The 12,554-nt window shown below is 69.6% G+C and carries 13 protein-coding genes; 2 read left to right on the top strand and 11 right to left on the bottom strand.

What is annotated here, in order from left to right; genetic code table 11:
• The first annotated feature begins 105 nt into the window (after positions 1 to 105).
• Positions 106 to 537 carry an ATP-binding protein gene (locus tag ACH49N_RS31955; RefSeq protein ID WP_358276657.1) on the top strand — a complete coding sequence of 144 codons (432 nt, stop codon included), beginning with the start codon at positions 106 to 108 and terminating at the stop codon, positions 535 to 537.
• Positions 538 to 649: 112 nt separating this feature from the next.
• A complete protein-coding gene (locus ACH49N_RS31950; protein ID WP_159922334.1) occupies positions 650 to 898 on the top strand; it encodes a DUF6480 family protein in 249 nt (82 codons plus the stop codon).
• Between the two features lie 18 nt (positions 899 to 916).
• Here the strand turns inward: ACH49N_RS31950 and ACH49N_RS31945 are convergent, their stop codons facing one another.
• From ACH49N_RS31945 to ACH49N_RS31895, 11 genes are all read right to left on the bottom strand, one after another.
• On the bottom strand, positions 917 to 1,066 hold the full coding sequence (locus ACH49N_RS31945; protein WP_204164929.1) for a hypothetical protein: 150 nt from the start codon (positions 1,064 to 1,066) through the stop codon (positions 917 to 919).
• A gap of 55 nt (positions 1,067 to 1,121) precedes the next feature.
• The gene (locus ACH49N_RS31940; RefSeq protein ID WP_358276681.1) at positions 1,122 to 2,186 is read right to left on the bottom strand and encodes an NAD-dependent epimerase/dehydratase family protein; all 1,065 of its coding nucleotides are present in this window, start codon (positions 2,184 to 2,186) and stop codon (positions 1,122 to 1,124) included.
• Between the two features lie 41 nt (positions 2,187 to 2,227).
• Positions 2,228 to 3,262 (bottom strand): NAD-dependent epimerase/dehydratase family protein, encoded by a 1,035-nt coding sequence (locus ACH49N_RS31935; RefSeq protein WP_358276656.1) that lies wholly within the window; start codon positions 3,260 to 3,262, stop codon positions 2,228 to 2,230.
• Positions 3,253 to 4,572 (bottom strand): UDP-glucose/GDP-mannose dehydrogenase family protein, encoded by a 1,320-nt coding sequence (locus ACH49N_RS31930; protein WP_358276655.1) that lies wholly within the window; start codon positions 4,570 to 4,572, stop codon positions 3,253 to 3,255. The genes ACH49N_RS31935 and ACH49N_RS31930 overlap by 10 nt, the downstream gene beginning before the upstream one ends.
• Complete coding sequence (locus tag ACH49N_RS31925; protein ID WP_358276654.1) at positions 4,565 to 5,527, bottom strand: glycosyltransferase family 9 protein; 963 nt, start codon at positions 5,525 to 5,527, stop codon at positions 4,565 to 4,567. Before ACH49N_RS31925 ends, ACH49N_RS31930 begins: the two co-directional genes overlap by 8 nt.
• On the bottom strand, positions 5,518 to 6,222 hold the full coding sequence (locus ACH49N_RS31920; protein WP_358276653.1) for an SDR family oxidoreductase: 705 nt from the start codon (positions 6,220 to 6,222) through the stop codon (positions 5,518 to 5,520). Before ACH49N_RS31920 ends, ACH49N_RS31925 begins: the two co-directional genes overlap by 10 nt.
• A 28-nt stretch (positions 6,223 to 6,250) precedes the next feature.
• On the bottom strand, positions 6,251 to 7,681 hold the full coding sequence (locus tag ACH49N_RS31915; protein ID WP_358276652.1) for a PfkB family carbohydrate kinase: 1,431 nt from the start codon (positions 7,679 to 7,681) through the stop codon (positions 6,251 to 6,253).
• Positions 7,678 to 8,190, bottom strand: coding sequence for an SIS domain-containing protein (locus tag ACH49N_RS31910; RefSeq protein ID WP_159927196.1), 513 nt, complete (start codon positions 8,188 to 8,190; stop codon positions 7,678 to 7,680). Before ACH49N_RS31910 ends, ACH49N_RS31915 begins: the two co-directional genes overlap by 4 nt.
• An 83-nt stretch (positions 8,191 to 8,273) precedes the next feature.
• Positions 8,274 to 9,317 carry a glycosyltransferase family 9 protein gene (locus tag ACH49N_RS31905; protein ID WP_358276651.1) on the bottom strand — a complete coding sequence of 348 codons (1,044 nt, stop codon included), beginning with the start codon at positions 9,315 to 9,317 and terminating at the stop codon, positions 8,274 to 8,276.
• Positions 9,314 to 10,894, bottom strand: coding sequence for an HAD-IIIA family hydrolase (locus tag ACH49N_RS31900; RefSeq protein WP_358276650.1), 1,581 nt, complete (start codon positions 10,892 to 10,894; stop codon positions 9,314 to 9,316). Before ACH49N_RS31900 ends, ACH49N_RS31905 begins: the two co-directional genes overlap by 4 nt.
• An 8-nt stretch (positions 10,895 to 10,902) precedes the next feature.
• Entirely contained in the window at positions 10,903 to 12,543 is a 1,641-nt protein-coding gene (locus ACH49N_RS31895) for a carbamoyltransferase C-terminal domain-containing protein (RefSeq protein WP_358276649.1), read from the bottom strand.
• Between the last annotated feature and the right edge of the window lie 11 nt (positions 12,544 to 12,554).

Raw genomic sequence — 12,554 nt, 5'->3', positions numbered from 1 at the left:
CAACCCTACGTCCACGCACGGCACGCTTTCAACCGATTGGCGGTTCCGGTCGCTGGGTACGCTGCGCGAAGATCCACGCACCTGCGACCGAAATGTGGAGTGCAGATGGCCGAGATCGGCGAATTCGGGAAGCTTCGAGCGGAGCCGGGTTCACCTGTCGAATTACGGGTGACTGCCGAGTTCGATCAGCTTCCGGTGATCAGGGCGGTGGCCGAAACCCTCGCTGCCCTCGCTGATTTCGGTGCCGACGAGGTAGCGGACATCAAGCTCGCGGTCGATGAGATCGCCTCTGAGCTGATCGGCGCCGTGGTCTCTGATGTGGATCTGACGTGTTCGTTCGTGACCTCGGATTCCGCGCTGGCCGTCACGGTGGCGGCCAGAATTCGGGCGGGCAACGTGCCGGACCGCGGGGCCTTCGGGTGGCGCGTCGTGGAGACGGTGACCGACGGCGTGACGGTCACCGAGAGTGAGCTCGATTCGGCGGCACCGGAACGGCAGGTGGCTGTCGAATTTGTCAAACTTCGCGGACCGCAATGAGTGCCGGGCGGGGTGCTGTCCTCGTGTGGACGGTGCGCGGGCGGGTACTCGGCGAGGATACGCGCGGCTCGTGCTCGCGAAATGTCGAATCAGGACAGAGAGGATCGTCGCCATGACCGCTCAACCCCCGGATCCGGACCCGGCCGAGACCCCCGATCTCGAGCCGGGGGGTGGCGTCAGCCCCGGTTCGACCCCACCTGATGCGGCGCAGACCTCGGGGACCTCGTTCTCCGAGCCCCGAACCGGCAGACACTTTCCGCCTACGGGCATCGCGACAATGGTGGCAGTCGGTGCGATCGCCGCGGTGTTCCTGGCAATTGCCGTCCTGCTGATTCTCGACCTCGCCGGCGTGTTCGACTGAGTAGGAACGAGGCCCGCGTCAGCTCGGGTCGTCGTCCTCGCCCTCGGCCTGATCCGGTTGATGTGTGCCGGACAGCAGATTCTCCGGGTCCGAATCCGGGTCTTCCGCCGGGTCGTAGGGCTTTTCGGACTCACTGCTCGTGCCTGGCGTTCCCGCGTCTTTCGTCATGGCAACTACTCAGTCCTTTCCTTGTCACTCACGTACGGCGTCGCGGTGTCGATGGTCATGGTCGCTGCCCGATTCCGGTCGCGAATTCCCGGAGCCGACCACCTACCGTGTCCCCGTGCAGGGGTGGCGTGGGCAACCCGGCACCATCGCGCAACCCACCCAGAAATTCCTCGAGGGTTTCCCGGGGCGTGTAGCGCGGCTGCCACCCCAATTCCGTCCGAGCTCTGGTCGTGTCCATGATCGGTAACTGCAGAACGGTGTCGAGGAGTCCGGGGGAGGCGGGTACCGCGTGGGTGTGCCACGCCGCCCACAGAACACCGCGGACCGCGGGCCGCGGAAGGGGAATCTGACGGGCACCGAAAAGTTCGGCGAGGTAGGCGCCATCGACAGGCGGTTCCGCCGCAAGGTTGAAGGCACCGCGCACCGGCCTGAGTACCGCCTGGACGTACGCCGCAGCCGCATCGGTGGTGTGCAGAATCTGCGCACGCAGATCCTCGACGAGGGGAACGGCCGGGATGAGCCCGCCCCGGACCAGCCGGCCGGCCAGCAGGGGCCCGACGAACAACCGACGCTGCGCGGTGGCCGACTCCCGCTTGAAGATGAAGCCGGGACGCATCCGCACCACCCGCATGTCCGGGTTGCTCAGCTCGTACGCGTCCAGCCACCGCTCGAGATACGCCTTCTCACGCGGGTAGGCGGCGCCGGGCCAGCCGTGGGTGGGCCAGTCTTCGGTGACGCCGGTGTCGGACGGCCCCGGCGAATACGCCGCGACCGAAGAGGCGTATACGAGGGCCGGTACCCGTTCCTCGGCCACGGCCTCGAACACGCGGATGGCACCGAGGACGTTGTTTTCGAATGTGACCTCCGGCTTGTGGGTGGGCTGGAACAACCAGGCGAGGTGGATGACGGCGTCGGCGCCCCGCACGATCGGCCGGAAGTCGTCGACGCTGGCATCGGCGAATATCCACCGTGTCTTCGAGCAGGTCCAGTCGGTGTGCCTGCGCGCTACGCCGACGATCTCCTCGACCGACGGCTCCTCGCTCAACGCCTCGACGATGCTCGTTCCGACATTGCCGGTGGCACCGACGACGACGACCTTCAGCCGCTGCTGCTCGCTCATGGCAGCCGAATACCCACCGAACGCACTCGTAATCGGCAGGGTCACCGGGTCCCGTCGAACGGCGATCGGCGGCGCAGCACAGGACTGTCTCCGGCATCGCCGCCGATGACGCCGCGTACCGCCGCGTCGAGCGTGTCCTGCGCCGAATACCGGGGTTCCCACTGAAGTTCGCGGCGGGCCCTGGCCGAATCGAGCAGGGGAACCGAATAGGCCAGATCGATCCACCCGCGGTGGACAGGTTGCAGGTGGGCACGCCACGTCACGTCGACGAGAAGCGTGAGCAGCGAGCGCGGCACGTGCACGGGGCGGGCGTGAAGCGCCGCACCGAAGTTGTCCGTGCCCAGCGGGGGATCGACCGACAGATTGAACGCCCCGGTTGCCCGCTCGAACACCATTCGAGCCAGCGCGTCGGCAACATCGTCGGCGTGGACGGCCGGGATCGCCAGCGAGCGGTCCAACGGGAGGACCGGAAGAAACTTCAGAACGCCCGCGGGAATGCCCCGCGGCAGGGTGTAACGGCCGAGTTCACTGCCCGCTGCCTGCTGGCCGATGAATCCCGGCCGTACCCGGGTGACGGCCACCGAAGTGTTCTTTTCGAAATCGTCGAGTCCCGCCTCGGCGGCGGCCTTGTCGACGCTGTACACCGAGCCCGGCACACCGCCGCGGGGTGCGGACTCGTCGACCGTCCGTCCGGGGTCCGGTGAGTACACCGCCCCGGACGACATATGGATCAGATGCGCGACACCGGCGGCCTCGGCTGCGGCCGCCACCGCCAGGGTGCCGTCCACGCCGACGCGTCGGAGATAGTTCCGGTCGTGGGTGGGCTGGAACGCCCACACGAGGTGGATCACCGCGTCGGCGCCCTCGAAGATGGGCCGCAGTAGGTCGATCGCATCGGGGTGCGCCACGTCGATCGCGTGCCACTGCAGCCCGTCGTACGGCGGGACCTGCGCGGGAGGTCGTCGTGCGAGCCCCACCAGCTCGAGGTCCTGGTCGAGGTGCTCGGATCCGCCTCGGAGCCGGTGGAGCAGGGAGGTGCCGACGTTACCGGTCGCCCCTGTGATGATCAGCCGCATCGCTGTGCCTCGCCGTCCCCGAGTCCGTTCGACACGAGCTGAAAGCCGGAATCTCTCAACACGGCGGGGTCCAGGAGGTTTCGCGTGTCGACGATCGCCTTGCGCTGGGCGAGTGTGCCGACGAGGTCCCAGTCGAGGGTTCGGAAGTCACTCCATTCGGTCAGGAGGACCAGCACCGCCGCGTCTTTCGCTACCAAGTAGGGGTCGTCGACCACTTGCACACCGGGGATCGTCGGGGAGTCCGGCGACACTCCGGGATCGTAGGCGGTGAGCACTGCTCCTTCTTCGGACAGTGCGGCCGCGACGGTGAGCGCCGGGGAGTCGCGGACGTCGCAGGTGTCGGCTTTGAACGCCAGGCCCAGCAGCCCGATGCGTACCCCTTCGAGGGAGCCGCCTGCGTCGATCCCGGCGGCCTGCCGCGCTTTGGCGACCACCCGGTGCGCCTGCGCGGCATTCGTCTCGAGCGCCGCACGCAGCAAGGGAAACGACACGCCCCCGCGTTCCGAAGTCGCCAGCAAGGCGTGGGTGTCCTTGGGAAGGCACGATCCTCCCCAGCCGGGCCCGGGGTTCAGGAAGCTGGTCCCGATACGGTGGTCGGCGCCCATGGCCCGTCCGACGTCGCGGATGTCGGCGGCGAAGTGATCACACAGCTCGGCGAGGGTGTTCGCGTAGGACAACTTGAGTGCGAGGAACGCGTTACTCGCATACTTGGCGAGTTCGGCACTGGCCGGATCCATCCGCAGAACCGGCGCCTCGACGCCGGCATAGAGGTCGACGACGCGTTGCCCGGCGTCCGCGTCCGAGGCGCCGACGACGATGCGGTCGGGGTTCAGGAAGTCCTGTACCGCATGGCTTTCCCGCAGAAATTCCGGATTACTCACCACGGTGATCCCATGGGGTTCGAGGCGTTCGCCGATGCGGATGGTGGTTCCCACCGGCACAGTCGATTTGGTCACCACGATACTGCCGGGTGCGAGCAGTGCCGCCAGTTCGGTAACCACGGCGTCGACGGAAGACAGATCGGCGGCGCCGTCCTCACCCATGGGGGTGGGCACGCACACGAATACGGTGTCACACGACGCGAGTGCGGTCCGGTCGGTGGTGATGTGCAGGCGTTCCGATGCCACACCCTGCGTGACGAGCCGTTCGAGTTCCGGCTCGAGGAAGGGCAGCTCACCACTGCGCAGGGCCTCGACGCGGTGCGCGTCGATGTCCACCAGGGTGACTCGGTGTCCCAGATGGTAAAAGCCTGCGCCGCTGGTCAAGCCCACGTAGCCGGCGCCCACGACGCCGACGTGCCGGTCAGACATCCAGCCCTCCTTCCATCACGTGCTTCTCTGCACATACCTCGCCCACGGCGCCCAGCACGTCCTCGACGGTGATCGCCGCGAGCCCGGGGTCGAGACTGTTCCCGTGCGGGTCACCGCGCCGTCCGGACCACAGGCACGCGTGCTGCGGGCGACGAGGCGGTCCCCAGTGTGCGGGTGAGACCGGACCGAACAGGATCACCGACGGAGTGCGAAACGCGGTGGCCAGGTGCGCGATCCCGGTGTCGCCGCACAGGACCAGTCGCGCATCGGCGACCACTGCCGCGGTCCCGCGCAGCGATGTCTCGCCCGCCAGGACGGCGCCCGGCGGCAGTCCGGCGGAATCGGCGACCGCTTCCGCGAGTGGCCGCTCACCTGCACTGCCCGTGACGACGATGCGATGCCCCTGGTCGGCGAGGACGCGGGCCACCGCTCCGAAACGGTCCACCGGCCAGCGGCGGGCAGGGGATGCCGCCCCGGGATGTATGACGACCGCGCCGGGTGCGGCGGACGCCTCCGGTGGCGGGATGAGATCGAGATCTTCTGCGTTACAGGGGATTCCGAACCACTCGAGGAGGGAACACCACCGCTGCACCTCGTGCTGGTCCGCCACCCATTCCGGCCCCGGGAGGTCCGGGTAGTCGGTGTGCCGATAGGTCAGGGTGCGGGGCGGATTCTGGCGCAGCAAATCCGCGATGCTCTCCGGACCGCGCCCGTGGAGATTGACCGCCAGGTCGAGCTCTCCGCCGCGGAAGTCGAGGGCGCCGAGACCGGCGGTCGGGACGAGTTCGTCGACTGCGCCGATCAACTCCACGAGTGGCGTCAATTCCGCGGGGGCCGCGAGGGCAAGACGCCGGTCCGGACAGGACCGGCGGAGCCCGCGCAGAGCGGGCACCGCGGTCAGGAGGTCACCGATGCCGAGCGCGCGCAGGACGAGGACGGTCGGCGTCAGGGCCATGAGCTCTCGGTCGACGAGCACACGACCATCTCTCGAACCTCACATCCGGGGGGCTGGCTCAGGGCGAACAGCACCGTGTTCGCGACGTGCGCCGGATCGTTCAACTTGGCATCCGCGGGCGGCTTGTACTGCTCGTCGCGTCCGTCGAAGAAGGGAGTGGTCATTCCGCCGGGAATCAGCAGCGTGACGCCCACCTCGCCCGCGGTCTCGGCGGCGAGAGCCCGGGTGAAACCCACGACACCGAATTTGGCCGCGCAGTAGGCGGTGGCATCGCTGACCGCTTTGATCCCCAAGGTCGATGCACAGGTCACCACCGTTCCGCGGGACTCCCTCAGGTGCGGCAGCGCCGCACGAACCACCGCCACCGTGCCCAGGAGATTGACGTGCACCACGCGCTCCCAGTCCTTCGTGGGGACGGTGTCGAGCCGGCCGCAACTGTCGATACCGGCGGCCGTGAACACGCCGTCCAGCCGCCCGCCCGCCCTCTCGACGAGGTCGTGCACGGCCTGTTCCGCCGCACCGGAGTCGGCGAGGTCGGCGATCACGTACTCGACGTCACCCTCCGGCGCCACCCGGTCGATCACGAGCGGCCTACCGCCGCGCTCCCGCACGGCGCGGACCGTCGCCGCGCCGAGACCGGACGCACCACCGGTGACGAGTACGGTACCGATCTGATCGTTGCTGGCTGTTGTCATCAGGGCTCCCTTCGAAAGTTGAGGGCCGTCACCGCGGCCCGGGGTAGTTGCGGCCGTCACGGGATTCGGCTCGGGTTGCCGCCCGGGCGGTCGCGAGCATCCGGGTCGTCGAGTAGCCGTCGACGACCCGCACGAACACCACGTCACCGCCGTGCCGCCGGACCACCTCCGCTTCCGGAATTTCCTTGTCCGCGTAGTCGTCGCCCTTCACCCACACATCCGGGCGCAGGCGTTCCAGAATTTCGGCGGGCGAGGACTCGTCGAAAATCACCACGGAGTCGACCGAACCGAGTTCGGACAGCACCCGCGCGCGGTCCTCGGCGCGTACGAGGGGACGGTCGGCGCCCTTCATGCGGCGCACCGAGTCGTCCGAATTGAGGCAGACGATCAGCGCGTCACCGAGCATGCGGGCCTGCTGAAGCAGGCTCACGTGCCCGCGGTGCAGCAGGTCGAAACAGCCGCCGGTCGCCACCAGCCGTCCACCGTTCCGGCGTACGCGGTCGGCGAACGCGTACGGGTCGGTGTGAGCGTCGCCGCCGCCGAGGGCAGGCGCCTGCGTGGAGGAACACACCGAGACCGCGGAGGCCCCGCCGAGGCCGACGAAGCGGGCGGCCGATTCGACCGCCGCGGTCACCGCCTGCTCGACCGAAGCCCCGTCCAGAAGTGCGGTGGCCGCCGCACTGGCGAAGCGATCCCCGGCACCGCACGTGTCGGGCCTGCTCGCCGCGGCGAGACGGGCCGATTCGGGGACGGCGATCATTCCGCTCGTGCCGGGCGACCGGGTGGCGAGTGCTGCCCCAGCGGCTCCGACCGTGACCGCCACCGCGTCGCTGTCCCACCGCACGGTCAGCCCGGCGGCCCGGTCGAGTGGTCCACGCGCCTCGGGTTCGGCTCGGGTGGCCTCCGCGTCGTTGGGTGTGATCAGCCGGGCGCCCGGCACCGGTGCCGGGCCGCGGGGATGGGGATCCCACACCACCGGAACGTGCGCGGCGCGTTCGGCGACGAGCGCCCGGATCTCGGGGTGGTTCGCCATTCCGCGTCCGTAATCCGACACGAGGATGGCACCCGCACCGGTGATCGCCTCCCGCACCTGGGCTCCCAACGGCTGGGTTGTCGCGATCCCGCCGCCGGAATCGAGGCGGACCAGGGACTGACCTCCCGCGCGGACCCGGGTCTTGCAGACCGTGGTGCCGACGAGGGGCACCGCGACGACCTCGACACCGGAGCCGAGCAGATTCGTGAGCCGGTCGGCGTCGGCGTCGGTGCCGAGGGCGGTGACGAGCACGACCTGCCCGGTGGATCTCGCTGCGAGGAGTGCGGCGAGGCCGGCGCCGCCGGGCCGTTCCCACCGCCGCTCCACGTCGACGACGGGCACCGGTGCCTCCGGGCACAACCTGTCCGCGCTACCTTCGATGTCGACGTCGAGCAGGGTGTCACCGATCACCACGAGCGGCGTCACGAGGTGACTCCCAGTTCGGCGTCGAGGGCGGCGCACAGCACATGCACCAGCGCAAGATGCATCTCCTGCACCGTCGCCACCGTGGGCGCTTCCACCGCGATGGCGTCATCGCACAGTGCGGCAAGAGGATTCGGTGCCGGACCCGTCAGAGCCCAGGTGGTCACGCCGATGTCGTGGGCGGCCTTGGCTGCGGCCACCACGTTGGGACTGGTTCCGCTGGTGGACAGGAGCACGAGGACGTCGCCGCGGCGTCCGTGCGCCCGGACCTGCCGGGCGAACAGCTCTTCGACGCCGTAGTCGTTGAGAATGGCGGTGGCGGCCGAGGTTTCGGCGTGCAGGGCGATGGCCGACAACGGCCGGCGTTCGTCGCGGAAACGGCCGACCAGTTCACCCGTCAGATGCTGCGCCTCAGCGGCACTGCCCCCGTTCCCGCATGCCAGTAGCCGCCCATCGGCCGCGAAGATCTCGGCGAGGCGGCGGCCCCAGCGGGCGATGGTCGGTGCGCACATTCGGTTACGTGCCAGCGCATCACTGAGTTCCGCGAAATGCTCGACCGTGAACGTCCGGTCGTCTTCCGCTCTGTGGTCGTCGATCACGGCGTACCTCCTCCGTCGGTGCGGACATCCGGGTGCGCGGTCAACTGCTCGATGGCCGCGAGAACCTCCTCGGTGGTGACAGTGTCGAGACAGGGATGACCGGGCACGGGGCACTCGCGCGCCCGCGTCCCGGCGCAGGGTGCGTTCGCGCGCCCCAGAAGCCGGTGCGGAACCCCGTAGGGTGCCCACCTGTCGGCGGGCACCACCGGTGCGAAGAGGGACACCACCGGCGTGCCCACGGCCGCGGCGAGGTGCGCCGGCCCGGTATTCGGGGCCACCAGCACCCGCGCGCCGGCGAGGATTGCGGCCATTTCGAACATGTCGGTCGCGCCGCCCAGATCGGTGGCCCAGTCCCCGGCGACGTCGCGGGTGAGATCCCGTTCCCCAGGTGTCCCGGTGACCAGCACGCGAAGACCCGCCGCCACCAGTCCGCGGACCAGGTCGCGGCTCCGATCCACGGACATCCGGCGGGCGGGCACCGCCGCCCCGGGATGGACGACGATGTACGGGGTGTCCCCGGTGACGGTGGATACGTCGGGCAGGGGTCGCCGAACCTCGAGCCGGCCGTGGTCACCGGCCGGCAGCGCGTACCCCGCGGCGGTGGCCAGCGACAGCGCGCGCTCGGCCTCGGGCGGGTCGCCGCCGACATGATGGCGTAGGTCGAGCAGTGCCCCGGGGTAGTCCTCGCTGATCGCCCCGATCCAGGGCACCGCGGCCATCCGGAGTACGAGGGCGAGGGGGAGCGGTGACTGGTGGAACGAGGTGAGGATCAGCGCTCGGTCGAGTTCGAGTGTCTCGATCTGTTTGATCAGTTGGTGCACCGATTCGGCGGTGACGGGGGAGTGCTCGAAGTCGACCCACGGCGCCTGCCACTCGATGATGTCGTCGACGCCGGGCAGCAGTTTCGCCGCCGCACGGCCGCGGGGGCCGACCAGCATGGTGAGGCGGGCGCTCGACTGCGCCACGGCCCGAACCGCCGGACCGGCGAGCAGGACGTCGCCGGCGCTGTCCAACCGGGCCACCAACGCGTTCCCCGTCATCGCCGATCTCCCATCGCCAGAGCGACCGCGGCCACGAGAGTCGGGGCCACGGCCGCCTTGCGGTGCGCGGCCGCCACCTCCTCGGGCAGTGTCCGCGTCGTCGGGACGAGGACCGCACGCGCACCGGCGGTCAGGGCGGCGTCGACGTCCGCTCCGGTGTCGCCGATCAGCACGCAGCGGCGTACATCCACCCCCAGTTCCTCCGCTGCCCGCCGGACCATCGTGGGATGCGGTTTGCGGCACTCGCAGCCGTCGGCGGCGTCGTGCGGGCACACCTGCCAGGTGTCGAACGGCCCGAGAACCTCCTCGACCCGCGAATTGACCGCGGCCAGCCGCTCCGGGGAGATCAGGCCCTTCGCGACGCCCGACTGGTTGCTGATCACCCCGATCGGAACCCCGTGTGCGCGCAACCGCCCGAGAAGTTCGACCGCACCGGGAACGGGCCGCACGAGGTCCGGGTCCGAAAGATAGGGCACGTCGACGATGATCGTGTCGTCTCGATCGAACAGGACGGCGGCCGGACGTTCCCGCTCGGCCCGGCGCACCTGAAACTCCCCGCGTAGCCGCCACCCGCACGCGACGGGGGGAATGAGGACGCTGGTGAGCGCCATTCGGAACACCTCGCGGGGAGTACGCGGTCCGGGAAGGATTCGGCGCACCGCGAAGTCGACGGTGCTGCCGGCCCACAGTGCACCGGCGACCACCGCCGCCCGCCGCTTGCCGACCAGGCCCAGCGCCAGGGCCAGACTTCCCGCCGCGGTCGCGAGGACGTGTCCCCGCATGCGTCCGGGACCCTCGCCGATCTCGTGTCGCCAGTGCGGGCCGAACTTGCGGCGCATCAGGGCGTTGTCCGCATTGCCGGCCTGCGCCCGCACACTCGTCAACATGGTTCCGCGTCCCGGCGGATGCGTGGTGACGCGGGCGCCGTCCACGATGCGGTACCCGGCGCGAATCACGCGCAGCGCCAGGTCGGCGTCTTCCCGGAAGGCGCGGGGAAACCGCTCGTCGAAGCCACCGACGGCCTGGAGCGCGGACCGGCGATACGCCATGTCGGCGGTGATCCATCGGGCACCGGCCAGGGCTGCGGTCCTGCGTTCGTCGTCATCGGGCGGGCGGGACGTCGGGAGCGGCACCACGATGCGTGCCTGCGACGCTCCGACCGGGTCGTCCGCCGCGGCCGCGGCGGCCTCCTTCAGGTCGGCGGCGAGGTCATCGAACCAGGTGGGTACCACCATCACGTCGTCGTCGAGGAACGCGATCCATCGGCTCGACGACGCCCGCCAGCCGACGTTGCGGGCGGCCGCCGGACCGCGGCCTCCCGAGGAGAGGACTCGCACGGGCAGATCGCCGCTAGGCACCTGGAGTGGGCCGTGGTCGCCGGGACGGTCGTCGACCACTACGATCTCGTGCGGCCGCGGACCCGTGGCGGAGGCGAGCGCCCCGAGGAGACGTTCGAGGCTCGGCCTGCCTACCGTCGGGATCACGACCGAGTAGGCGACTGCACTGTCTCCAGGTGCAGTGTCTCCAGGTGCGCTGTCTTCGACTGCGCTGGGTCCGCGCCGATCGTCCTCGCTCATGACCGGGTTCACCGACCGGTCACCGACGGCCGCGTCACCACGAAAGGCCCGATCGCCAGCAGGTCGACGGGGGCCGAACCGAAACACTCGAGCGCGTCGCGGGGGCTGTCGACCATCGGCCGGCCTGCGGTGTTGAGGCTGGTGTTCACGACGACCGGCAGGCCCGTGAGCCTCTCGAACTCGGTCAGCATGCGCGCGACCAGTGGCTCGGCCCCCTCGTCCACGGTCTGGATGCGCGCGGTGCCGTCCACGTGGGTGACCGCCGGGATCCGGTCCCGCCACGCGGGGTGCACGTCGTGCACGAACAGCATGTAGGGGCTCGGTATCGGCCCGCGGCTGAAGATGTCGGCGGCGCGATCCGCCGCGACCATCGGCGCCACCGGGCGGAACTGTTCCCGGCCCTTGACGTCGTTGAGTCGTTCGAGGTTCTCGGCGCGGCCGGGGTGAGCCAGGAGAGAACGGTGCCCGAGGGCCCGGGGACCGAATTCGGCGCGTCCCTGAAACCAGGCGACGATCTTGTCGTCGGCCAGCGCCTCGGCCACGACGGCTGCGACATCGTCCGGTTCCGTGAACGGGACCTTCGCGGCGACGAGGGCTCCCCGGATCTCCTCGTCGGAGAATCCGCGGCCGAGGGCGGCGCCCGTCCACCGGGGCGGCGGTTCACTCGCCTCGGCGGCGATGCCGAGCGCGGCGCCGAGTGCGGTCCCGGAATCTCCTGCGGCGGGCTGTATCCACACCTGTTCGAACGGACTGTCGGTGTGGATGCGGGTGTTGGCAACACAATTGAGGGCGATACCGCCGGCCAGGGTCAGTTGGGTGGCATTGGTGCGCCGGTGCAGCCACGAACACAACTCCAGCAGAACCTCTTCGAGGCGGGTCTGGATGGAGCACGCGAGATCGGCGTGTTCGGGGGCGAATTCGCCGTCCGGGGCGCGGCGGGGAGCAAGCGTGTCCCAGTTGATCGGCAGGGTCCGGAATCCGCCGTCGTCGGTGGTGAAGACCCGTTCGCGAAGGTACTCGAGATGGCGGGGTTTGCCGTAAGACGCGAGCGCCATCACTTTGTACTCGTCGCTCGAGCGCGCGAACCCGAGGTGCTCCGTCAGGTCCTCGTACATCAATCCGAGTGAGTGCGGAAGCTGCTGCGTGGCAAGGATATCCAACTTCCTGTCGCGGTACTCACCGGCAAGCATCGAGGTACTCTCACCGCGTCCGTCGAGGGTGAGGACGGCCCCGTCGCCGAAGGGGGCGACGAGCCCGGCGGACGCCGCGTGTGCGACATGGTGCCGCACGAACTGCACCTTGTCGGGGTCGAGGCCGGGTAATGCGGTGGCGAGAAAGCGCGGCGCGCGACGCGCATACGTGGTGCGCAGCTCTTCCCACCCGGGATCGAGGCCGTCGAGACTGTGGTCGACGAGTTCCGGGTCGTACGAGTAGCCGACGGCGTCGAGATCCTGCGGACGGAGCCCACCGACCTCGAGACACCACTTGGCAGCCTGCTCGGGTAATTCCCAGGTGGAGAAGGGTACCGGCCGCTTCCCGTGTTTCCGCCGGGAGAATCGTTCCTCCTCGGCGGCGGCCACGATCTGCCCGTCGACGACGAGCGCGGCCGCGGAATCGTGGAAGACGGCATTGATGCCCAGAATCCGCATAGCGCCTCTCT

Source organism: Rhodococcus sp. NPDC019647, assembly GCF_044389235.1.
GTDB lineage: Bacteria > Actinomycetota > Actinomycetes > Mycobacteriales > Mycobacteriaceae > Rhodococcus_F > Rhodococcus_F oxybenzonivorans.
This window is presented reverse-complemented; position numbering and strand designations above follow the sequence as displayed.

Bases quoted from the DNA above. Each gene is read 5' to 3' on its own strand.
- ACH49N_RS31955 (WP_358276657.1), top strand. From the start codon at position 106: ATGGCCGAGATCGGCGAATTCGGGAAGCTTCGAGCGGAGCCGGGTTCA.
- ACH49N_RS31950 (WP_159922334.1), top strand. From the start codon at position 650: ATGACCGCTCAACCCCCGGATCCGGACCCGGCCGAGACCCCCGATCTC.
- ACH49N_RS31945 (WP_204164929.1), bottom strand. From the start codon at position 1,066: ATGACGAAAGACGCGGGAACGCCAGGCACGAGCAGTGAGTCCGAAAAG.
- ACH49N_RS31940 (WP_358276681.1), bottom strand. From the start codon at position 2,186: ATGAGCGAGCAGCAGCGGCTGAAGGTCGTCGTCGTCGGTGCCACCGGC.
- ACH49N_RS31935 (WP_358276656.1), bottom strand. From the start codon at position 3,262: ATGCGGCTGATCATCACAGGGGCGACCGGTAACGTCGGCACCTCCCTG.
- ACH49N_RS31930 (WP_358276655.1), bottom strand. From the start codon at position 4,572: ATGTCTGACCGGCACGTCGGCGTCGTGGGCGCCGGCTACGTGGGCTTG.
- ACH49N_RS31925 (WP_358276654.1), bottom strand. From the start codon at position 5,527: ATGGCCCTGACGCCGACCGTCCTCGTCCTGCGCGCGCTCGGCATCGGT.
- ACH49N_RS31920 (WP_358276653.1), bottom strand. From the start codon at position 6,222: ATGACAACAGCCAGCAACGATCAGATCGGTACCGTACTCGTCACCGGT.
- ACH49N_RS31910 (WP_159927196.1), bottom strand. From the start codon at position 8,190: ATGTGCGCACCGACCATCGCCCGCTGGGGCCGCCGCCTCGCCGAGATC.
- ACH49N_RS31905 (WP_358276651.1), bottom strand. From the start codon at position 9,317: ATGACGGGGAACGCGTTGGTGGCCCGGTTGGACAGCGCCGGCGACGTC.
- ACH49N_RS31900 (WP_358276650.1), bottom strand. From the start codon at position 10,894: ATGAGCGAGGACGATCGGCGCGGACCCAGCGCAGTCGAAGACAGCGCA.
- ACH49N_RS31895 (WP_358276649.1), bottom strand. From the start codon at position 12,543: ATGCGGATTCTGGGCATCAATGCCGTCTTCCACGATTCCGCGGCCGCG.